Below are 21,503 nucleotides of genomic sequence, written 5' to 3'. Positions count from 1 at the left end.
AAGCTGTAAAAGATATACCTTTATCTAAATACTGTCTCTCAGCGCTTTTGTAAATTCGCCGACTGAAGTGACAGCTTCGTCTGGAGTTTTTGCCGTCGCCACTTTGTTGACGACTGCGCTTCCGACGATCACACCGTCGCACAGGTGTTTTACATCCGACGCCTGCTGTGGAGATGATATGCCGAATCCGATGCAGTAGGGGATGGGGCAAACGGACTTGATGTCTGCAAAAAAGCCCTCAAGGTCTGTATCAAAGCGGCTTCGCATGCCGGTTACGCCGAGGGATGACACGCAGTATAAAAACCCTGTCGAGCTTTCACATATCATTTTGAGCCTGTCATGCGAGGTCGGCGCGACAAGGGAAATGCGGTGAACGTTATAGCGCTTTGCGTAATCCTCGATCTCATCTTTTTCCTCAAACGGTATGTCGGGGACGATGACGGCGTCTATGCCCACCTCGGCACATTTGCTGAAAAATTTTTCACTGCCGTAAACAAGGATACTGTTGTAATATAAAAGGTAAAGGATAGGAACCTGCGTAACTTTTCGCAGGCTTGAAACGGTTTCCATTATTATATCGAGATTTATTGTGTGCTTGAGCGCCCTTAGGTTTGCCGCCTGTATGACCGGCCCTTCCGCCATTGGGTCTGAAAACGGAACGCCTAGTTCGATTATATCTGCTCCGTTTTTCTCCATTTCAAGCACTAAACGCTCTGTGGTTTTGATGTCGGGGTCGCCCGCGGTAACGAAGGTTATAAGCGCTTTCTTGCCGGATGCTTTAAGCGCTTTGAATTTTTTATCTATCCTATTCATTGATATTTACCCCCATGTATTTTGCGACTGAGTGCACATCTTTATCTCCGCGCCCGGACAGGCATATGACCATTATGTCGTCCTTTGAAAGCTTCGGTGCCATTTTCATTGCCTGGGCAACCGCATGAGCGCTTTCTATAGCCGGAATGATGCCCTCTATTCTGGTAAGGTATCGGAACGCGTTAACCGCTTCGGCGTCTGTTATCGGGTAATACTGAGCTCTGCCGGTTTTGGCAAGGTATGCGTGCTGGGGACCGACACCTGGATAATCGAGCCCCGCGGAGATGGAATAGACAGGCATTATTGCACCGTATTCGTCTTGAAGGTAGAGAGACTTAGTACCGTGCAGGACTGCAACCGTCCCCTTTGTGATGCTTGCGGCATGTTTATCGGTATCTACGCCGAGCCCTGCGGCTTCTGCACCGATAAGATGGACGGAAGGCTCGTCGATGAAATCGCAGAAAGCGCCTATTGCGTTGCTGCCCCCGCCGACACATGCAACGACATAGTCCGGCAGACGGTGGGTTTTGCTGTAAAGCTGCGCTTTTATCTCTTTGCTTATGATACGCTGAAATTCTCTTACAATGGTAGGGTAGGGGTGCGGCCCTATTGCGGAGCCGAGCACGTAAAAGGTGTCGTCAGCCCTTGCCGCCCATGTGCGGATAGCCTCGTTAGTGGCGTCTTTGAGGGTTGCGGTGCCGCTTGTGACGGGCGTGACTTTTGCACCGAGCAGGTTCATGCGGAAAACGTTAAGCTCTTGACGGCGTGTGTCCTCTTCGCCCATAAAGACTTCACATTCCATATCGAAAAGTGCGGCGGCGGTCGCGGCGGCAACTCCATGCTGTCCTGCCCCTGTTTCGGCTATGATCTTTTTTTTGCCCATCCGCTTTGCAAGCAGAGCCTGGCCTAAAACGTTGTTTATCTTGTGCGCACCTGTATGATTTAAATCCTCACGCTTTAAATATATTTGAGCGCCGCCGAGATCCTTTGTCATACGCTCGGCGTAGTAGAGAAGCGACGGTCTGCCCGCGTACTCCCTATAATAAAAATCAAGTTCCTTTAAAAAGTCTTCATCCTTCATCGCCGCATTGAATTCACGTTCCAGATCGTTCAATGCGTGCATCAGTGTTTCCGGCGCAAATACGCCGCCGTATTCGCCAAATCTCCCTTTACTGCCCATTATGACTGCACCTCTCTGATATTATTAATACATTGTTTTATTTTTTCTTCATCCTTAAAACCGTCTGTTTCCGCGCCGCTGCTTATATCGATACAATAAGGTGAGAAACGCTTAACGGCATTGGCGGCGTTTGAATGATTTATGCCGCCAGCTATTATTACCCGGTCGGTATATGAAATATTGATAGCGTTCCAGTCGAACGTTTGACCTGTACCGCCGTAAACGCCGGGGGAAAACGCATCGAGCAAGAATCTGTCGGCAGGTAATTTAAAAAGCGTTTTCTCAGATATGCTGTCTGATACTCGGATGGCTTTCCATATTTCCTTGTCCCAATGTTTTCTTAAGTTTGAAATATATCCGGCATCTTCGTCGCCATGAAGTTGAATTATATCAAGTCCCGCAAGCCTTGCGGTTTTTAATATATCTTCTACGGGACTGTTCACAAAGACGCCGACGGATCGAATATTGTGATTTAATGCAGATATAAGCTTTGAAGCGGTGTCGGCGTCGACCTGACGGCGGCTTTTTGCAAATACAAACCCTGCAAAGTCAGGTATATGTCTGTTTACCGCTTCAATATCCGCCATGCGGGAAAGCCCGCAGATCTTAACTTTAGTCATGATCGCCGCCTCTTATTGCAAAGACGCCCTCCGTAACGCTTGCATATCTCATAAATGCCTCTCCAACAAGCGCAGCGTCGGCTCCGGTCGATTTAACATAAATCAGGTTAGCTGAAGTTAATATACCGCTCTCAGCGACAACCGTTACTGAAGAAGGGATAAGTTTTTTCAGCCTTGCTGTCGTGTTGAGATCGACGCTGAATGTTTTCAGATTCCTGTTGTTTATCCCGATGAGTGGGGGATTTACACGAAGAGCTTTTTCAAGCTCCATTTCATCGTGTACCTCGATAAGGGGAGTAAGTCCGAGAGATACGGCTATGTCGTAGAATTCTTTCAAGTCCGCATCACTGAGCAGAGCCGTTATCAGAAGAACAGCGTCCGCACCGAGCAGATATGCTTCGTATATCTGATACGGCTCGATTATAAAGTCCTTGCGGAGGAGGGGCTTAAATGAAATTTTGCGTATTTCCGATAAGAATGTCGGACTGCCGAGAAAAAAATCCTCTTCGGTGAGCACTGACAGAGCCTGAACGTCGCTGTTCATATATTCGTGCGCTATTTCAAGATGGTCAAAATCTGGGCGGATAAGCCCTTTTGAGGGAGAGGCTTTTTTTACCTCACCTATGAGAGAGATCCTGCCGTCCTGCTTTAAAGCGCTTGAGAAGTCAAGCGGTGTACGTGAAAGAGGGAAGCATTTTGCCTTTATTTCGTCGAGCGAATAGGGCTTGTTTTTTAAACGCTCGGCCTTTTTTGCGGCGATTGTATCTAAAATCATAAATTCCCCTTATATCTCGTTTGTGAATTTGACGACCTCTTTAAGCTTGCCAAGTGCTTTTCCGCTGTCTATTGCCTCAGCCGCCGCCTTGATGCCGTTTTCGAGCGAGTCTGCAAAGCCTGCTATATAAATTGCGGCGCCTGCGTTCATTAGAACGGTATCTCTTTTTGCGCCCTTCTCGCCACCGAGTATTGAAAGGGTGATGGCGGCATTTTCTTCTGCTGTGCCGCCTTTAATATCGCCAGCACTCGCATCATGGAAACCAAGGTCAGACGCGGTGATAATATAATCAAAGATTTTACCGTCTTTGATCTCGGAGACTGTGTTTGGCGCGGTAGTCGTCAGCTCATCAATGCCCTCACAACATAGAACCATGCCGCGTTCAACACCCATATTCAGCATCACGTTAGCGATAGGATGGGTTAGCGTTTTATCGAACACGCCTATAACCTGCCTTTTGGCATCTGACGGGTTTGAAATAGGACCTAGAATGTTGAACACACTGCGTATGCCGAGCTCACCCCTGACGACTGAAACATTTTTCATAGCCGGATGAAATGTACGAGCAAACATAAACCCTATTCCGCACTTCTCAACGCAGAGCTGAACTTTTTCGGGCGGCAGCATTACGTTTATGCCGAGAGCTTCGAGTACGTCTATGCTTCCGCTGCGGCTTGAAATGGCTCTGTTTCCATGTTTGGCTATCGGCACGCCTGCGGCTGCGGCAACGAAAGCGGCTGTGGTCGAAATATTGAATGTGTTGACTCCGTCGCCTCCTGTGCCGACTAAGTCGATATATGCGTTGACGTTTGGCTGTATATGGGTCGCTTTGTTTTTCATTACCTGGGCGCAGCCGGTAATCTCCTCGATCGTTTCACCCTTCATGCGCAGAGCGGTTAAAAATGCGCTGATCTGAGCCGGAGTAGCTCCGCCACCCATCACCATATCCATAGCGCCTATTACTTCTTTACGGGAAAGGTTTTCACCTGTTACAAGCTTTTGAATAGCAGTTTTTATCATGATTATCTAACCTCCAGAAAGTTTTTTATAATTTTGATACCATTATCAGTCAAAACAGATTCGGGGTGGAACTGGATGCCGAAAATAGGATATTCTTTATGCCTTATTCCCATTATGCAGCCGTCCGGGCTATTTGCCGTGACTGCAAGACAATCGGGCAGTGTCACAGGATCGATAACAAGGGAATGATAGCGGCCGGCACGTATCGTATCGGGCAGACCCTTAAAAATTTCAGTTTTATTATTGATTGTTATATCGTCAGCCTTGCCGTGCATTATCTGGGGCGCTTTGACTATAAGCCCACCGAAGGCTTCACCGATAGCCTGATGACCAAGGCATACGCCGAGCATCGGAATCTTCGAGTTTGCTTTGATAAGGTCTATACAGATGCCTGCGCCTGCCGGATAGCCGGGGCCGGGGGAAAGCACGATATGCGACGGGTTTTCGGAAAGCACCTCTCCGGGGCTGAGCTTGTCATTGCGGTATACTTTTATGTCAGGATTTATGCTTCCTATATACTGATAAAGGTTATAGGTGAATGAATCGTAATTATCGATTATAGTTATCATATTTTCCTCCTAGTCGGTGATTTCTCCGGCCTCTTCGATTGCCTTAAAAATCGCGGCAGCTTTGTTTAATGTCTCTTCGTATTCGGTTTCGGGAACCGAATCATAGACGATACCCGCGCCTGCGCCTATATAAGCGTGTTTGTCTTTGAATACAGCGGTTCGTATCGTGATGCAGCTGTCAAAGTTGCCGTTAAAGCCGATATACGAGATAGCGCCTCCATAGCAGCCGCGTCTTACAGTTTCAAACTCGTCTATTATTTCCATTGCTCGAACTTTCGGGGCGCCCGACAGAGTACCGGCAGGAAGCGCGGCACTGAGCGCGTCAAATGCTGTTTTACCGGGGCAAAGTCTACCTTCGACGTCGCTTACCATATGCATGATGTGCGAGAAGCGCAGAATATATTTGAAGTTTGTAACCCTGACTGAACCAAACTCTGAAACCTTTCCGATATCGTTTCTCCCGAGGTCAACCAGCATCACGTGTTCCGCATTTTCTTTTGGATCTTCTTTAAGCTCAGCCGCCAAAGCATCGTCTATTTCCTGTGTGGTGCCGCGCTTTTTCGATCCCGCAATGGGGCTTGTTTTGACAACGCCATTCTTTACGCTTACGAGAAGTTCGGGCGAAGAGCCGGCAATCTGATAACTGTCAAATTTAAGATAGTACATGTAGGGGGATGGGTTGATCACTCTCATTGCCCTGTAGACATTGAGCGGATCGACCGATATTTTCGCCGAAAAACGCTGTGCCAGCACGACTTGAAAGATATCGCCGTTTTTTATATACTCCTTGGCGCGTTTCACGATATCGCAGTATTCGCCGCGTGTCATACTGCTTTTGATAACGGGGAAATCACGGTATTGAACTGCGGCGGGCTGCTTTTTAACAAAGCCGTCCAGCTCGCTTTTGATCTCTGAAATGCGGCGTTGTGCCCTGCTGTACTGCGTTTGAAGGTTGCCTGTTTTGTGAAGGTTCACGATTATGATGATTTTCTGCTTTAAATGGTCGAAAGCTATTATCTCATCCATAAACATAAAGTGTATCTCGGGCAGATTAAGATCGTCATGGGGAGGATTCAAAAGTTTTTCAAACCGGCGCACGGTGTCATAACCAAAGTAGCCGACTGCGCCCCCGCTGAAAACCGGAAGTTCAGGTAAGGAGGGGGAACGGTATTTTTCGCAAAATTCCCGAAGCTTTGAAAAAGGATCGCCGGTATACTCGGTGACCTCACCGTCTGCGTTTGTGATTTTAATGTTATCGCCTTTGCTCTGGAAAGTGAGAAAAGGATTGCGGCCTAGAAATGAGTATCTTGCCATTTCCTTTGAGCCCTCGACACTTTCAAGCAGGAAACAGTAGTGCTCGGATTCGATTTTTTTAAATACACTTATCGGCGTTTCTGTGTCGGCGTAATACTCTGCGCAGACAGGAATGATATTGAATTTTTCCGAAAGTTTGCGGACATCCTCTAAGTTTGGATAGAACATCTCAAACACTCCAATCTAAATTTTTTATTATTAACCGCCGATCTTGGGAAAGTTAAATGTAAATTTCTGCAATGATGCTGCGGAGAATTTTAAAATAAAAAAAGCTTGCCCTTAAACGAATTTAAGGGCAAGCTTATAATTTTAATTATAAAAAGCCTGCGGTACCACCTTAGTTGGGTATAACAATACCCGCTTTGCAGATGCAATCACATCCTCACCCATGTAACGCTGGAGAAGCGTTGGGGTCTACTTGCCTTGCGGCGTTGGTCCCACCCTCATCAGTCCAACGGCTTATGTGCATATCAATGCCGGTTCCCACCACACCGACTCTCTGCGAATGCTTTTGCACGGCCACTCTGAATCAACGGTTTAATTATTAATTTCTCATATTATAACAGAGATAATATTACTTGTCAAGAATTATCTGTAAATTATTTCATCACGCTTAGGACCGTTTGACACCATCTTTACAGGCACGCCGATCTTTTCTTCGATATATTTGACGTAATCCTGTGCTTCTTTTGGAAGCTTGTCAAATTCTTTGATGCCGCGGATGTTGGTTTTCCAGCCGGGCAGGGTTTCAAAAACGGGTTTTGCCTTATATTGAAGAGATGTAACCGGGAACTCGTTATAGATTTTTCCGCCTACGTCGTAAGCAACGCAAACAGGGATCTCATCCATATAACCCAGGACATCGAGACCGGTTATAACAAGCTCAGTCGCGCCCTGCATACGGCAGCCGTACCGTGTGGCGACTGCATCGAAGTAACCGACGCGTCTCGGCCTTCCGGTTGTGGCACCGTATTCGCCGGCGTCACCGCCGCGGCGGCGCAGCTCCTCAGCCTTATCGCCGAACAGCTCGCTTACAAACGGACCCTCGCCGACAGCGCTTGAATATGCCTTTGTGATAGAGACGATTTCTTTTATTTCATACGGGGGGATGCCAGCGCCGACTGCGGCATAACCTGCAAGCGTTGATGATGAAGTAACAAACGGGTAAATGCCATGGTCAGTGTCTTTGAGTGAGCCAAGCTGTCCCTCGAGCAGTATGTTCTTACCTTCTTTTATTGCATTATATAAAAACAGCGATGTATCAGCGACATATTCACGGAGCAGCTCAGCATAGCGATGCAGCGTGTCCATGACCTCTTTTGCGTCGATTGGCGGTTTATTATACAGATTTGTAAGGGTTATATTAAGTTTATCGCAATAACGTTTTACCTTGTCCCCAAGCTCGTCGTCATAGTAGAGCTGCCAAACCTGAATGCCGACTTTGGAATACTTATCAGCATAGAAAGGCGCTATTCCGGATTTGGTTGAGCCAAACGCTTTGTCGGCAAGACGAGCCTCTTCATAAGTATCGAGCAGAACATGATAAGGCATAAGAAGCTGAGCTTTGTCAGAGATCATAAGCTTAAATTTTACTCCGCTTGTGCGGACATGCTCAATCTCTTTCATGAGATAATCGACATTGAGCGCAACGCCGTTTGCGATTATGTTTGTTACGTTTTCGTTGAAAATGCCGGACGGAATTTGGTGCAGGGCAAATTTCCCAAACTCGTTTATAATTGTGTGACCGGCATTAGATCCTCCCTGAAAACGGATGACTATATCGGCATGACCGGCGCACATGTCGGTGATCTTGCCTTTTCCTTCGTCGCCCCAGTTGGCGCCGACAATTGCTTTAACCATAGTTTAACCTCCAACGAACTAAATCAAATTGTGAAACCATGCATTATTATACATATTTTATTATAGTAAAGCAAGAGTAAGTTGCTTTAGACAGGAAAAAGACCGCCCCGTTTTGAGACGGCCCTTCTCCTTGAGTATAGTATATGAATGGGAAGCAGGCTAATTTAAATGCCGGGGAATATAAAAAGACGTGTTAAAGCAGCTGCTTTAACACGTCTTTGTGTCAATTTAATTATAGATTATTCTTATACTCTGAAAAGAAGGTCTCCATAGGTTGGGAATGGCCAGTATTTTTCAGCAACAAGCGGCTCGATTGCGTCTGCAGTTTCTCTTAATGTGCTCATAGCCGTAAATACCTTTTCTTTGTAGAAGACGGCTTTCTTGTCAAATTCGTCAATATTTTCAGCCTTTTCAACTGCCTTTTCAAGAGCTAAAATATCCTTATACAGTTTTCCTGCCAGGGTAGAAAGCTTTTCAATAACAGCATCTTCTGATGAAGTGTCTGCTTTGCCGCCGATAGCCTTCAGGGTAGCAACTGTATCAGCAAGAACTTTTACGTATTCAGTTGTTGCAGGAAGTATTTCTCTCTTTGCGATTTCAAGTGCTGTAAGAGCTTCGTAGTGTATTGTCTTAGCATAGTTTTCCATGACGATTTCATAACGTGAATACATCTCAGCTTCTGTCAGAATCTTATGCTTTGTAAACAGGTCGATGTTCTTCTTATCAACAAAATGAGGGAGAGCTTCAACTGTAGATTTCAGGTTTAGAAGACCTCTCTTTTCAGCCTCAACGACCCACTCATCAGAATAGTTGTTGCCGTTAAAGATGATGTTTTTGTTCTCCTTGATGGTCTTCTTAATGAGAGCATTAAGCTCTTTTGTGAAATCTGTTGCTTTTTCAAGCTGATCAGCAAACTGAGAAAGGATCTCAGCAACCATTGTATTTAAGACAAAGTTCGGGCCGGAGATGGAGAATGTTGAACCGACCATTCTGAACTCGAATTTGTTGCCGGTGAATGCGAACGGGGAAGTTCTGTTTCTGTCGGTAGAGTCTTTCGGGAAGGTTGGCAGCGCATCAACTCCAACTTCCATGAAAGTTTTGTCTTTCTTCTTATAAGGAGTGCCGTTTTCAATTGATTCAAGAACAGCGGTCAGTTCCTCGCCGAGGAAGATTGACACGATTGCCGGAGGTGCCTCGTTAGCGCCCAGACGGTGATCGTTTCCTGCGTTAGCGACAGAGATTCTAAGAAGATCCTGATACTCGTTTACTGCTTTGATGACAGCACAGAGGAAAAGTAAGAACTGAGCGTTTTCCTTTGGAGATTCGCCCGGCTCGAGCAGATTCATGCCTGTATTGGTGGATATGGACCAGTTGTTGTGTTTGCCGGAACCGTTAACGCCTGCGAACGGCTTTTCATGCAGCAGGCAAACAAGACCGTGACGGTCGGCGATTTTTTTCATAATGTCCATAGTAAGCTGGTTGTGGTCGGTTGCGATATTTGCACTTGTGAAGATAGGAGCAAGCTCGTGCTGAGCGGGAGCAACTTCGTTATGCTTTGTTTTAGCAAGAACGCCAAGCTTCCAAAGCTCCTCGTCAAGATCTTTCATGTATGCAGAAACCCTTGTCTTAAGGCTGCCGAAATAATGATCCTCCATCTCCTGACCTTTTGGAGGCATAGCCCCGAAAAGTGTCCTGCCGGTGAAAAGAAGGTCTTTTCTCTTTGAAGCAAGTTCTTTGTCAACAAGGAAATATTCCTGTTCTGGACCAACTGTGGTTGTAACTCTTGTTACCTCAGTATGACCAAAGAGTGCAAGGATGCGCAGAGCCTCTTTATTTATTACTTCCATTGAACGAAGAAGTGGGGTCTTTTTGTCAAGCGCTTCGCCGCTGTAGGAGCAGAAAACAGTCGGTATGTATAAAGAACCATCTTTTACAAAAGCGTAGGAGGTCGGGTCCCATGCAGTATATCCTCTGGCTTCGAAAGTTGCGCGTAAACCGCCGGAAGGGAATGAAGAAGCATCTGGCTCGCCCTTTATGAGTTCTTTTCCGGAAAACTCTGTGATTACAGATCCGTCTTTCATCGGAGAAATAAAACTGTCATGCTTTTCAGCCGTAATACCTGTCATAGGCTGGAACCAATGGGTATAATGGGTGGCTCCCTTTTCGATAGCCCAATCCTTCATCGCATTTGCAACAACAGTTGCAACGTTGCTCTCAAGGGGTAGGCCTTCGGTGATCGTCTTTTTAAGAGCCTTATAGGTATCCTTTGGAAGTCTCTGACGCATTATGCTGTCATTGAATACATCCTGTCCGAAAATTTCTTTGATGTTTACGCATTTACTTTCATTCATATTAGCATCTCCTCAATAAAAATCGTGAGTGTATTTTAAAAAAAAGAGCGCCGTGTGCGGTTACACACAGCGCCATTGCTGTTATGCTAATATGATATTACTGCCAAAAAGCAATGTCAACAGTTTTTTAATAAAATTTTGGTTTTCGTGCAAATTGTTCGAATATTTATAAAATTTGGCGCTATAAATCTACATTATTATGTATAAAAATAAATAATAGTTGTTGACATCCCTAATCTCTACAAGTATAATATCATAGAGGAACAAAGACGTTCTGAATCGCGCTTCCTAAGCGAGGGTTTGGAGCGCCTTTTTTTATCTCCGAAGAATAAAACATGGAGATAACTACCACAAATGGGAGGAACCACGTGTGCTTAAAAAAGAAGGAGAAATCAGAATACCATCAGGCTGCGCCATTTCCGGCTTTATAAGCCGAAACGGTAATCGTATCAGCGGTGACAAGATCGTTGAATCTATCGCTGTTATGCATGACCGTTCAAATGGCCTTGGCGGCGGCTTTGCTGGATACGGCATATATCCGGAGTATAAAGATCAGTACGCATTTCACATTTTTTATGACGACCAGAACGCTAGGGTGGAAACGGAAAGATATCTTGAAAAAAACTTCGATGTTGCAAATTCCAGCCGTATACCTGTGCGTAAAAACAAAAATATAAAGAATGAACCGCTCATTTGGCGCTATTTTGTAAATCCGCTGCCTAAAAAGCTGCGTGACGAGCAGACTGACGAACGTCAATATGTCGTCAACAAAATTATTGAAATAAATGGAAGCATAAACGGAGCTTATGTATTTTCCGGCGGAAAAAACATGGGTGTGTTCAAAGCAGTCGGATTTCCTGAAGATGTCGGCGATTTCTACCGTCTTGAAGAGTATGAGGCTTATTGCTGGACGGCGCACGGCAGGTATCCTACGAATACGCCGGGCTGGTGGGGAGGCGCGCATCCGTTTGCGCTTCTCGATTATTCAATCGTCCACAACGGAGAAATTTCTTCATATGATGCAAACCGCAGGTTTGTCGAGATGTTTGGTTATAAATGTAGTCTTTTGACCGATACCGAGGTTATTACATATATAATCGACTATCTTGTTAGAAAGCAGGGACTTCCGCTTGAGAAGGTCGCAAAGGTAATTGCCGCACCGTTCTGGACAGAGATCGAGCATATGCCGGAGCGTGAACGCGAGGAACTTAAATTCCTGCGCAATATGTACTCAAGTCTGCTTATCACAGGTCCTTTCTCGATTATCCTCGGATTTGACGGAGGAATGATGGCTCTTAACGATAGACTAAAACTGCGCTCTATGGTTGCCGCTGAAAAGGGAGACATGGTCTTTGTGGCAAGTGAAGAGTGTGCCATCAGGGCAATAGAACCTGATGTAGATCGCATATGGGCGCCGCGCGGCGGAGAGCCCATAATCGTTACACTGGATAGTAAGGCAGGTGCTTTATAATGGCTATTAATTTTATAAATCCCGAATTTGACGTTTTGCGTGACAAAGACCGCTGCATAAAGTGCAAAGTCTGCATGAGACAGTGCGCAAACGAAGTGCATTCATATGATGCTGAGCTTGATGTTATGCGCGCAGACGAATCAAAATGCGTCGACTGCCAGCGCTGCGTCAGCCTTTGCCCAACAAGGGCGCTTAGAATAGTTAAACATCCTCAGGTGTTTAAAGAGAACGCCAATTATTCGGCAGAGCTTATACAGGATATATATCGTCAGGCTGATACAAGCGGCATGCTTCTTGCAAGTATGGGCAATCCAAGACCCTATCCGATATACTGGGACAAGATGCTGATAAACGCATCTCAGGTTACAAACCCGTCAATCGATCCTCTGCGCGAGCCGATGGAGACGAAAGTGTTTCTCGGCAAAAAACCTAGAGATATTGAGTATGACGAAAAAGGCAATATAAAGATCCCGTCCATCCCACAGCTTGAGCTGAATGTTCCGATCATGTTCTCAGCTATGTCTTACGGTTCAATAAGCAGAAATGCACACGAGAGCCTTGCTAGAGCGTCAGAAGAACTTGGTATATTCTATAACACAGGTGAGGGCGGGCTTCATAAAGACTTTTACAAGTATGGTGCAAACACCATCGTTCAGGTTGCTTCTGGACGTTTTGGTGTTCACTCTGCTTACCTTAACGCAGGCGCCGCTATAGAGATAAAAATGGGACAGGGTGCAAAACCGGGCATCGGCGGACATCTTCCAGGCGCGAAGATACTTGAAGACGTTTCAAAGACACGTATGATCCCGATGGGTACAGACGCTATTTCGCCTGCTCCGCATCATGATATATATTCAATTGAAGATTTGCGCCAATTAGTATTTTCATTAAAGGAAGCAACAGATTATAAAAAACCGGTCATCGTTAAGATCGCCGCCGTTCATAACGTCGCGGCAATCGCAAGCGGTATTGCAAGAAGCGGCGCGGATATAATTGCGATAGACGGCTACCGGGGCGGCACAGGTGCTGCTCCTGAAAGGATACGCGATAACGTCGGAATACCGATTGAGCTTGCTCTTGCAAGCGTTGATTCACGTCTGCGCGACGAAGGCATAAGAAACGACGTTTCTGTTGTAGTTGCAGGCTCTATAAGAAGCTCTGCAGATGTTGTTAAAGCTGTCGCACTTGGCGCAGACGCCGTTTATATCGGAACGGCAGCTCTTATTGCGCTTGGCTGTCACCTTTGCAGAAGCTGCCATTCAGGCAAATGCAACTGGGGCATTGCAACACAGCGCGCAGAACTTGTAAAACGTCTCAACCCTGAAGTCGGGTATAAACGTCTTGTAAACCTCGTTACCGCATGGAACCGTGAAATCAAAGAGATGATGGGCGGAATGGGCATCAACTCGATAGAAGCTCTTCGCGGAAACCGTTTGATGCTTCGCGGAGTAGGACTGAACGAGAAAGAACTTGAAATTCTCGGCATCAAGCATGCGGGCGAATAAGGGGGATAAAAATGAAACGTGTATATGTTAATGAAGAGTGGTGCCTTGGCTGCCATCTCTGCGAATATAACTGCAGCTTTGCAAATTCCGGCGAAAAGGATATGGCTAAGACCTTTTTGATGGGCAGGCAGTCAGTGCCGCGTATCACAGTTGAGGAGGGAGACGGCATATGCTTTGCCGTTTCCTGCCGTCACTGCGATGAGCCGCTCTGCGTTAAAAGCTGCATTACCGGCGCGTTGTCTAAAAAAGACGGCGTGATCTGCGTCGACCAGTCTCGCTGCGTCGGCTGTTTTACCTGCGTTTTGACATGCCCGTTCGGGGCGGTTGTTGCAAATGAGGGTAAACCAATAAGCAAATGCGAACTCTGCGTAAGCCGCGGCGGTGAGCCTGCCTGTGTTTCAGGCTGTCCTAACAGAGCGATCGAATATAAGGAGGGCTAATACTGTGAATTATGTTATTATCGGCAACTCCGCTGCTGCTGTCGGATGTGTCGAAGGTATAAGAAGCGTCGACAAAAAGGGCGGCATAACGATCATCTCGGATGAGCCGCACCATACATATTCCCGCCCTCTGATTTCTTATTATCTGTGTGGAAAAACCACTCCCGAGAAAATGCTGTACAGAGATGCGGACTTTTATGAAAAAAATGGCTGCACATGCATGCTTGGGAAAAAAGTTGTTAAAATAGACGCAAAGGATAAAAAGGTCGTTCTCGACGACGGTAAAGCAGTGTCATATGATAAACTGCTTGTCGCAACAGGATCACGTCCGTTCGTTCCGCCGATGACCGGTCTTGACACCGTAAAAGATAAATTCACATTCATGTCCTATGACGATGCACTGGCACTCGAAAAGGCTGTCTCTCAGGACAGCAGAGTTTTGATCATAGGCGCCGGTCTTATCGGACTTAAGTGTGCGGAAGGGCTGTACGGAAGAGTTAAGAACATTACAGTTATTGACCTTGCGGACAAGGTGCTCTCAAGCATACTGAATAGTGATGGTTCCGCCCGCATGAAGGCTCATCTTGAGTCAAAAGGGCTTGTCATAAAACTTTCAGACAGTGTTGACCATTTTGACGGAAATACGGCATACACTAAAAACGGCGATACCATACCGTTTGACGTTTTAGTCGTTGCAGTTGGCGTCAGACCTAATACAGAGCTTCTTGCGCAGGCAGGCGGCAAAGTCGGAAGGGGCATCCTTACCGATCATACCCAGAAAACGAATCTTGACGATGTTTACGCCGCAGGTGACTGCTGTGAGAGCGACGACATCACTAAAAACCAGAGCCGCATACTTGCCCTTCTGCCTAATGCTTATATGCAGGGCGAAACGGCGGGCGTCAACATGGCCGATGGGGAGAAGAGCTTTGATAATGCCATGCCGATGAATGCTATCGGGTTTTTTGGACTTCATATCCTTACTGCCGGTTCATACGACGGTGAAGAACATATAAATCAAGATGAAGAAAGTTACAAGGATCTTTTTGTAAGCGACGGTTTGCTTAAAGGATTTATCATTATCGGAGACATCCAGCGCGCCGGTATTTATACTTCGCTCATCCGCGAGAAGGTACCGCTTGAATCAGTTGACACGACTCTGCTTTTCAAAGCTCCTCAGTTAATGATGTTTGGAAGGGTGGAGAGAAAGGCGAAACTGGGGGTAAAAAACAATGATTGATGCTAAAGGATTGTATTTTATTGATTTGAATCATAAAATAAAAGAGAGTCCCGAGACGAATCTTGAGGTTCGCAATGTTCTGGGGCAGCGTTATATTGGGACAGGTGTTTTCGGCAAAACGCTGACGGTTTACGGAACTCCCGGCAATGCGCTCGGCGCTTACCTTGACAGGACAGATATAATCGTTAATGGAAACGGGCAGGATGCGACCGGAGATACGATGGACAACGGCAGAATCATTATTCACGGAAACTGCGGAGATACGACCGGATACGCTATGCGCGGCGGATATATATTTATTAAAGGAAACGCAGGTTATCGTGTCGGTATCCATATGAAAGAATATAAAGAGCATAAGCCCGTAATAGTTGTGGGCGGCAGAACAGGTGATTTCCTCGGCGAATATCAGGCCGGAGGCATCATAGTTGTTCTGGGTATAGGCGTCGAGGGCTGTCCTGTAGGAGCGTTCTGCGGAACTGGACTGCATGGCGGAAAGATCTATATTAGAAGTACCATACAGCCGACCGATCTTCCAAAACAGGTGATCTGCGAAAAAGCAGAAGATGTATCTGAAATAAAAGAGTATGTTGAAGAATATGCCCGCCTTTTCGGTGAAGACGCAGGCAAACTGTTAGCTTCGGAATTTTTCGTACTTCGTCCTAATTCTAAGAATCCATACAAGCAGATGTACACTAACGTATAATCCGATTTAAGGAAAGAAGGTATTTCCATGGCTGGTACGAGTGATGATATCATGGAGTTTATTAATGAGAATGATGTCAAATTTATAAGACTTCAGTTTTGCGATATATTCGGAAGACTTAAAAATATTGCCATAATGCCGTCTCAGCTTGAACGTGCGTTTAATTATGGCATTGGTTTTGACGCATCCTCTATTTCAGGATTTTTAAATATTGAGGAATCAGATTTGTTCCTTATTCCTGAGCCTTCTACTATCAGCGTACTGCCATGGAGACCACAGCAGGGAAGAGTTGTCCGCTTTTACTGTAATATATACAGACCGAATGGTGATCCTTTCGAGGGAGATTCACGTATTTTATTGGAACGGGCAGAGAAAGAGCTTTATAAATATGGTTTTACATGCAAGATCGGTGCTGAATGCGAATTCTATCTTTTCAATACCGATGAGATAGGGCATCCAACTACTACCCCTCATGATAAAGCCGGCTATTTTGATGTTGCTCCGCTTGATAAAGGCGAAAATGTGCGCCGTGAAATATGTCTAACTCTTGAAGAAATGGGCATAACTCCCGAAAGCTCACATCACGAATCAGGACCGGGACAGCATGAGGTCGATTTTATGCATGATCGTCCACTTTTGTCTGCTGACAATCTTATAACTTTCAAGTCTGTTGTTCAGACGATTTCTGCACGTGCGGGATTACATGCTACATTCATGCCGAAACCGATGATAGATAATAGCGGTTCCGGGCTTCATATTAATATGTCTCTTTTCCGCGGGGAGGAAAACTTGTTCTGTGCTGACGGCGGCAAACATTCTGAAGAGGCGGAGAGCTTTATTGCTGGAATCCTGGATCATGTCGCTGAGATGACAGCGGTCTTAAACCCGCTTGTAAATTCATATAAACGTATAGGGGAGTTTGAAGCACCGAGATTCATAACATGGTCTCATTGCAATCGTTCCCCGCTTATCCGCATTCCGGCCGCTAGCGGCAATACGAGCAGGATGGAACTTCGCAGTCCCGACCCCGCCTGCAACCACTATATGGCGTTTGCCCTTCTTATTCATGCAGGGCTTGACGGAATAAAAAGAAAGCTGCCTCTTAAACACAGCGATGATATTAATCTGTTTACAGCACCGGAAGAAGTTCTAAAAAATATTCCCTGCCTGCCTCTTGAGTTTGAAACTGCACTCGATTTATTTGAAAACAGCAGTTTCTGCAAGGGAATACTGGGTGACTTGGTATTCAACAAATATTTAGCCGCTAAAAGAAAAGAATGTGCCGATTACTATGCTAGTAAACGTGATAATCATAAGATTACTGAATTTGAAATGAGTCGGTATTTTGAACAGTGTTAACCGCTGCGCTGTGAGTTAGGGGGTATGGTATGGACAGAATCCTGATCGTATCGGGTAACGATAGAAGCAGCAAACTTATGAAAGATTGTCTTTCCGAATTCGGCTTTGTTCATATTGATACTCAACAGAGCGGCTCATCCTCGAGACGCTTACTTATTGACCGCGAATATGATTTAGTAATCATCAACCCCCCATTAAAGGATGAAGCAGGAGAAGAACTTGCTGCAGAAATCTGCACAAAATCGGCATCAGGGGTGATAATGGCGATAAAGGCGGAGGATGCTGACGCTATTGCTGAAAAGATGGAGAGCTATGGTGTTCTGGTAATTTCAAAACCGTTCAGCAAAACGGGACTTTACCAATCGGTAAAATTTGTTCTTGCGTCTGTTAGAAGGATGCAGAATATAAGCCGTGAAAAGGATAAGCTGCAAAAGCGAGTCGAGGACATTAAGATTATTGACCGTGCAAAATGGCTGCTTATTGAGCGGCTTCATATGACTGAACAGGATGCTCACCGTCATATAGAGAAAGCCGCTATGGATAAGAGGATGACCCGGCGTGAGGTTGCGGAAAAAATTATAAGTTCTATGGAGGTATGACGTGAAGTTTACTAAAATGCATGGAATCGGAAACGATTATATATATTTCAACTGCCTGTCGCAGATGCCTAAAAACCTGTCAGAAACAGCGATAAGGCTAAGTGACAGGCATTTTGGTATCGGCGGGGACGGAATAGTCTTGATCCTGCCGTCGAATAAGGCTGACTTTATGATGCGCATGTTCAATGCCGACGGAAGCGAAGGCAAAATGTGCGGCAACGCGATCCGCTGTGTTGGGAAGTATGTATATGAAAAAGGACTTACCTCAAAAACTTCTCTTTCAATCGAGACATTGAGCGGCATCAAATACCTTACTTTAAAAATAGACTATAATACCGTGTCTGCCGTAACAGTTGATATGGGCGAACCGATACTTGAAAGCCGAAAAATACCCGTCCGTTTCGGCAAGGGCAAAGTAATTAACGAAAAAGTGCAGATTGCCGGCGGAGAGCATAGTATAACATGCGTTTCAATGGGTAATCCTCATTGTATTGTTTTCTGCGATGACGTGAAGGGACTCGATCTTGAAAAAATCGGGCCGGATTGGGAAAACGATAAAATGTTCCCTGACAGGGTGAATACTGAATTCGTTAAAGTCGTTGATGATAAAACTCTTGAGATGCGTGTGTGGGAGCGGGGAAGCGGCGAGACTTTGGCATGTGGAACCGGCGCATGTGCCACCGCTGTTGCGGCTGTGCTTTGCGGGATATGCCAAAAGGGACAGGAGATCACCGTCAGACTTCGCGGGGGAAATCTTGTGGTTATATATTCTGAAAATGAAACTGTGTATATGACCGGTCCTGCATCATTTGTGTTTGAAGGGGAAGTAGCAGATTTAAAAACGGAGGCGCTTAATGTTTAAAATCAATGAAAATTATCAGAGGATCAAAGAGGGCTATCTTTTTTCCAACATAGCAAAAAAGGTTGCGGTTTACTGTGAAAAGCATCCTGAAAGGGAAGTCATAAAGCTAGGCATTGGAGATGTAACGCTGCCTCTTTGTCCTGCGGTTACAGACGCGCTTGCCGAGGCATCGAGGGAAATGGGCAAAAAAGAATCTTTTCACGGTTACGGACCGGAACAGGGTTATGACTTTGTTAAAAACGCTGTTAAGGAATATTACGCTAAAAACGGCGTGACTCTTGAAGAGGGCGAGATATTTATAAGCGACGGCGCTAAAAGTGATCTTGGAAACATTCTCGATATACTGTCGCAAGATAATATTGTCGCTGTTCCCGACCCCGTTTATCCCGTTTATGTAGATACGAATGTTATGGACGGGCGCAAAATCGTTTATCTGAAGGCAGACGAAACAAACGGTTTCTTGCCGCTGCCTGATGAAACGCTTAAATGCGATATAATTTACTTATGTTCTCCAAACAATCCGACTGGGGCGGCATATGACCGTGAAGGATTAAAAAAATGGGTAGATTTTGCCGCTAAAAACGGTGCTCTTATCCTTTTTGACGCGGCTTACGAATCATTTATCTCGAATCCTGATCTTCCGAGAAGTATTTTTGAAATCGAGGGCGCGAAATCCTGCGCAATTGAATTCTGTTCGCTTTCAAAAACAGCAGGATTTACGGGGACACGCTGCGGCTATACGATTGTTCCTTTTGACTTGGTGTCAGGCGGTATGTCACTCAACAAAATGTGGCTGCGCAGACAGACGACAAAATTCAACGGCGTAAGCTTTATAGTGCAAAAGGGAGCCGCCGCCGTATTCAGCGAGGAAGGACAGCGTCAGGTCAAAGAAGCGGTCGCTTATTATAAAGAGAATGCCAAATTAATCTGTAACGCGATGAAAGAGCTTGATATATGGTATACAGGCGGAGAAAATTCCCCGTATGTATGGCTCAAATGCCCCGGCGGCATGAAATCCTGGGATTTCTTTGACTACCTTCTTGAAAACGCAAATGTTGTGGGAACTCCGGGTGAGGGGTTCGGCGAAAACGGCGAGGGATTTTTCCGCCTTACAGCTTTCAACAGTCGTGAAAACACGATAAAGGCGGTTGAACGTCTTAAAAAGGCTGTTGCATCTTTAAAATAATTATTTATGAAAAAATCCTCCTGTAATAACAGGAGGATTTTCGATTTTATAGGTAAAGGTTTGGCGTTTTTATGTTGGGTTTTTTCTTGATACATATTAGTTTTTGAACATCAGACAGCTCAGCGTCGCTTTCGACCCTGTAGTGGATCCATCCGCCTTCTCCACAGGGATAGCGATTGTCCCAAAGTTCTTTTGTTTTTGGAAGGAGACTGTTTAGCTGTTTGTTAAGCCTGTTGAGTTCACTTTTCCCAATAGTTATAGTAACTGTAAAGTATCCCTTCTCAAAAAAAAGATAGCATAAAAGCTTGCTTTTTTGGGAAAATTTATAACCCCATCCGTAATTATTGCCAAACGGGAATTTTAACTCTCTTGCTATTTCATAACTGCTGTTAAGAAAAGCTTCGAATTTCTGCAACCTTTTTACAGCCGATTTACCAATAAGGTTTTCAATTTCCGTTTCTGTGGGTACTATGTTTTTGTCTAAAAATCTCTCGATAGTACTCGTGTACATAAAGTCACCCCTAAGTATGAACACTAAAATTGTATAATTATTAAAACAAGACTAAAGAGCTGGCATTGCTTACCAGCTCTTTATATTGGCAGGGGCAGAAGGAATCGAACCCTCGACACGCGGTTTTGGAGACCGCTGCTCTACCAGCTGAGCTATACCCCTAGATTAAGTTGCTATAATATGATACATAAAACAAAGTGCAAAGTCAAGAAAAAACAAAAAAATTCCTGGTTTTCTTTTTATTTGTCACCTTTTTTACAAATAAGCATAAATTTCCGATGTATTAATTGAACTTAACATACAAAATGATATATAATAAAATAAAATATACTTTTTGCAAATTATGGAGGTTTTTTTGAAAAATCAGGATAATTTAAACAGTGAAGGAATAATAGCGGGAAGAAATCCGGTGCTTGAGGCGCTGAAAAGTAAACGACCGCCTGAAAAGATATTTGTTGCAAGGGGAGAAAGAGAAGGCTCGATAGTACGTATCATCTCTCTTGCAAGAGAACTGAAAATTCCGGTGCAGGAGGCTGACAGAGTTAAACTTGACCATCTTGCAGGAATATCGGCACACCAAGGTGTTGTTGCATATATCCAGCAAAAAGAATATGTTGAGGTTAAGGATATTCTTGAATCAGCCAAAGAAAAGGGCGAGTCGCCCTTTGTCGTAATAGCCGACGAGATTACCGACCCGCACAATCTTGGCGCTATTATTAGGACAGCAGAAGCTGCAGGGGCACATGGCGTGATCATATCTAAAAACCGCAGTACAGGCATAACAGCTGCTGTTGTAAAAGCTTCAGCGGGCGCTGTTATTCATATGCCTGTTGCTAAAGTATCAAATATTGCTGAGACAATCGAGTCGCTTAAAAAAGAGGGACTTTGGATTTATGGTGCCGATGCAGAGGGAACATCAAATCTTTTTGAGACGAATTTGTCCGGTTCTGTCGGCATTGTTGTCGGAAGCGAGGGCGAGGGGCTTGGCAGGCTTGTAAAGGAACGCTGTGATTTTCTGCTGTCTATTCCGATGGCTGGGAAAGTCAATTCACTAAACGCATCTGTCGCAGCCGGAATATTAATGTATGAGGTCGTTCGGCAGAAAAATATAAAACGGTAGGTGGG

The 21,503-nt window shown here is 45.2% G+C and carries 20 protein-coding genes and 1 tRNA gene; 10 read left to right on the top strand and 11 right to left on the bottom strand.

All coding sequences use genetic code 11. The annotated features are described in order from the left end of the window. Nucleotides 1-24: 24 nt before the first annotated feature. The 9 genes from trpA to Q8865_01905 form a co-directional block, all read right to left on the bottom strand. Nucleotides 25-813 carry a tryptophan synthase subunit alpha gene (gene trpA, locus Q8865_01945; protein ID MDP4152191.1) on the bottom strand — a complete coding sequence of 263 codons (789 nt, stop codon included), beginning with the start codon at nt 811-813 and terminating at the stop codon, nt 25-27. After that, complete coding sequence (trpB, locus tag Q8865_01940; GenBank protein MDP4152190.1) at nt 806-1,993, bottom strand: tryptophan synthase subunit beta; 1,188 nt, start codon at nt 1,991-1,993, stop codon at nt 806-808. The genes trpA and trpB overlap by 8 nt, the downstream gene beginning before the upstream one ends. Further along, nucleotides 1,993-2,613: a phosphoribosylanthranilate isomerase gene (locus Q8865_01935; protein MDP4152189.1), complete on the bottom strand. Its 621-nt coding sequence runs from the start codon at nt 2,611-2,613 to the stop codon at nt 1,993-1,995. The genes trpB and Q8865_01935 overlap by 1 nt, the downstream gene beginning before the upstream one ends. Next, nucleotides 2,606-3,388, bottom strand: a complete 783-nt coding sequence (gene trpC / locus Q8865_01930; protein ID MDP4152188.1) for an indole-3-glycerol phosphate synthase TrpC — start codon at nt 3,386-3,388, stop codon at nt 2,606-2,608. The genes Q8865_01935 and trpC overlap by 8 nt, the downstream gene beginning before the upstream one ends. Before the next feature lie 9 nt (nt 3,389-3,397). Then, nucleotides 3,398-4,408: an anthranilate phosphoribosyltransferase gene (gene trpD / locus Q8865_01925; GenBank protein ID MDP4152187.1), complete on the bottom strand. Its 1,011-nt coding sequence runs from the start codon at nt 4,406-4,408 to the stop codon at nt 3,398-3,400. Nucleotides 4,409-4,410: 2 nt separating this feature from the next. Continuing rightward, nucleotides 4,411-4,977 (bottom strand): aminodeoxychorismate/anthranilate synthase component II, encoded by a 567-nt coding sequence (locus Q8865_01920; GenBank protein MDP4152186.1) that lies wholly within the window; start codon nt 4,975-4,977, stop codon nt 4,411-4,413. A 9-nt stretch (nt 4,978-4,986) separates the two neighbouring features. Beyond that, entirely contained in the window at nt 4,987-6,459 is a 1,473-nt protein-coding gene (trpE, locus tag Q8865_01915) for an anthranilate synthase component I (GenBank protein ID MDP4152185.1), read from the bottom strand. A 420-nt stretch (nt 6,460-6,879) separates the two neighbouring features. After that, complete coding sequence (locus Q8865_01910) at nt 6,880-8,151, bottom strand: adenylosuccinate synthase (protein MDP4152184.1); 1,272 nt, start codon at nt 8,149-8,151, stop codon at nt 6,880-6,882. Nucleotides 8,152-8,396: 245 nt separating this feature from the next. Then, entirely contained in the window at nt 8,397-10,502 is a 2,106-nt protein-coding gene (locus Q8865_01905) for a glutamine synthetase III (protein ID MDP4152183.1), read from the bottom strand. Between the two features lie 370 nt (nt 10,503-10,872). Between Q8865_01905 and Q8865_01900 the strand changes: the two genes are divergently transcribed. The 9 genes from Q8865_01900 to Q8865_01860 are packed head-to-tail and all read left to right on the top strand — an operon-like array spanning nt 10,873 to nt 19,867. Continuing rightward, nucleotides 10,873-11,973, top strand: coding sequence for a glutamine amidotransferase family protein (locus tag Q8865_01900; protein ID MDP4152182.1), 1,101 nt, complete (start codon nt 10,873-10,875; stop codon nt 11,971-11,973). Beyond that, nucleotides 11,973-13,478, top strand: coding sequence for a glutamate synthase-related protein (locus tag Q8865_01895; GenBank protein MDP4152181.1), 1,506 nt, complete (start codon nt 11,973-11,975; stop codon nt 13,476-13,478). Before Q8865_01900 ends, Q8865_01895 begins: the two co-directional genes overlap by 1 nt. An 11-nt stretch (nt 13,479-13,489) precedes the next feature. After that, nucleotides 13,490-13,918, top strand: coding sequence for a 4Fe-4S dicluster domain-containing protein (locus Q8865_01890; protein ID MDP4152180.1), 429 nt, complete (start codon nt 13,490-13,492; stop codon nt 13,916-13,918). Nucleotides 13,919-13,922: 4 nt separating this feature from the next. Beyond that, a complete protein-coding gene (locus Q8865_01885; protein ID MDP4152179.1) occupies nt 13,923-15,158 on the top strand; it encodes an FAD-dependent oxidoreductase in 1,236 nt (411 codons plus the stop codon). Then, nucleotides 15,151-15,861, top strand: a complete 711-nt coding sequence (locus Q8865_01880) for a glutamate synthase (GenBank protein MDP4152178.1) — start codon at nt 15,151-15,153, stop codon at nt 15,859-15,861. Before Q8865_01885 ends, Q8865_01880 begins: the two co-directional genes overlap by 8 nt. Before the next feature lie 27 nt (nt 15,862-15,888). Then, nucleotides 15,889-17,220, top strand: coding sequence for a type I glutamate--ammonia ligase (gene glnA / locus Q8865_01875; GenBank protein MDP4152177.1), 1,332 nt, complete (start codon nt 15,889-15,891; stop codon nt 17,218-17,220). Between the two features lie 29 nt (nt 17,221-17,249). Continuing rightward, complete coding sequence (locus Q8865_01870) at nt 17,250-17,819, top strand: ANTAR domain-containing protein (GenBank protein ID MDP4152176.1); 570 nt, start codon at nt 17,250-17,252, stop codon at nt 17,817-17,819. A 1-nt stretch (nt 17,820) separates the two neighbouring features. Continuing rightward, nucleotides 17,821-18,681 (top strand): diaminopimelate epimerase, encoded by an 861-nt coding sequence (dapF, locus tag Q8865_01865; GenBank protein ID MDP4152175.1) that lies wholly within the window; start codon nt 17,821-17,823, stop codon nt 18,679-18,681. Next, entirely contained in the window at nt 18,674-19,867 is a 1,194-nt protein-coding gene (locus Q8865_01860) for an LL-diaminopimelate aminotransferase (protein ID MDP4152174.1), read from the top strand. Before dapF ends, Q8865_01860 begins: the two co-directional genes overlap by 8 nt. 46 nt (nt 19,868-19,913) lie before the next feature. Here the strand turns inward: Q8865_01860 and Q8865_01855 are convergent, their stop codons facing one another. Beyond that, nucleotides 19,914-20,378, bottom strand: a complete 465-nt coding sequence (locus Q8865_01855; protein MDP4152173.1) for a DUF3788 domain-containing protein — start codon at nt 20,376-20,378, stop codon at nt 19,914-19,916. Between the two features lie 86 nt (nt 20,379-20,464). Next, a tRNA-Trp gene (locus Q8865_01850) sits at nt 20,465-20,540 on the bottom strand. Nucleotides 20,541-20,733: 193 nt separating this feature from the next. Between Q8865_01850 and rlmB the strand changes: the two genes are divergently transcribed. Beyond that, on the top strand, nt 20,734-21,498 hold the full coding sequence (rlmB, locus tag Q8865_01845) for a 23S rRNA (guanosine(2251)-2'-O)-methyltransferase RlmB (protein ID MDP4152172.1): 765 nt from the start codon (nt 20,734-20,736) through the stop codon (nt 21,496-21,498). The last annotated feature ends 5 nt before the right edge of the window (nt 21,499-21,503 follow it).

It is taken from the genome of Bacillota bacterium (assembly GCA_030705925.1).
Taxonomy (GTDB): Bacteria; Bacillota; Clostridia; order Oscillospirales; family Feifaniaceae; genus JAUZPM01.
This window is presented reverse-complemented; position numbering and strand designations above follow the sequence as displayed.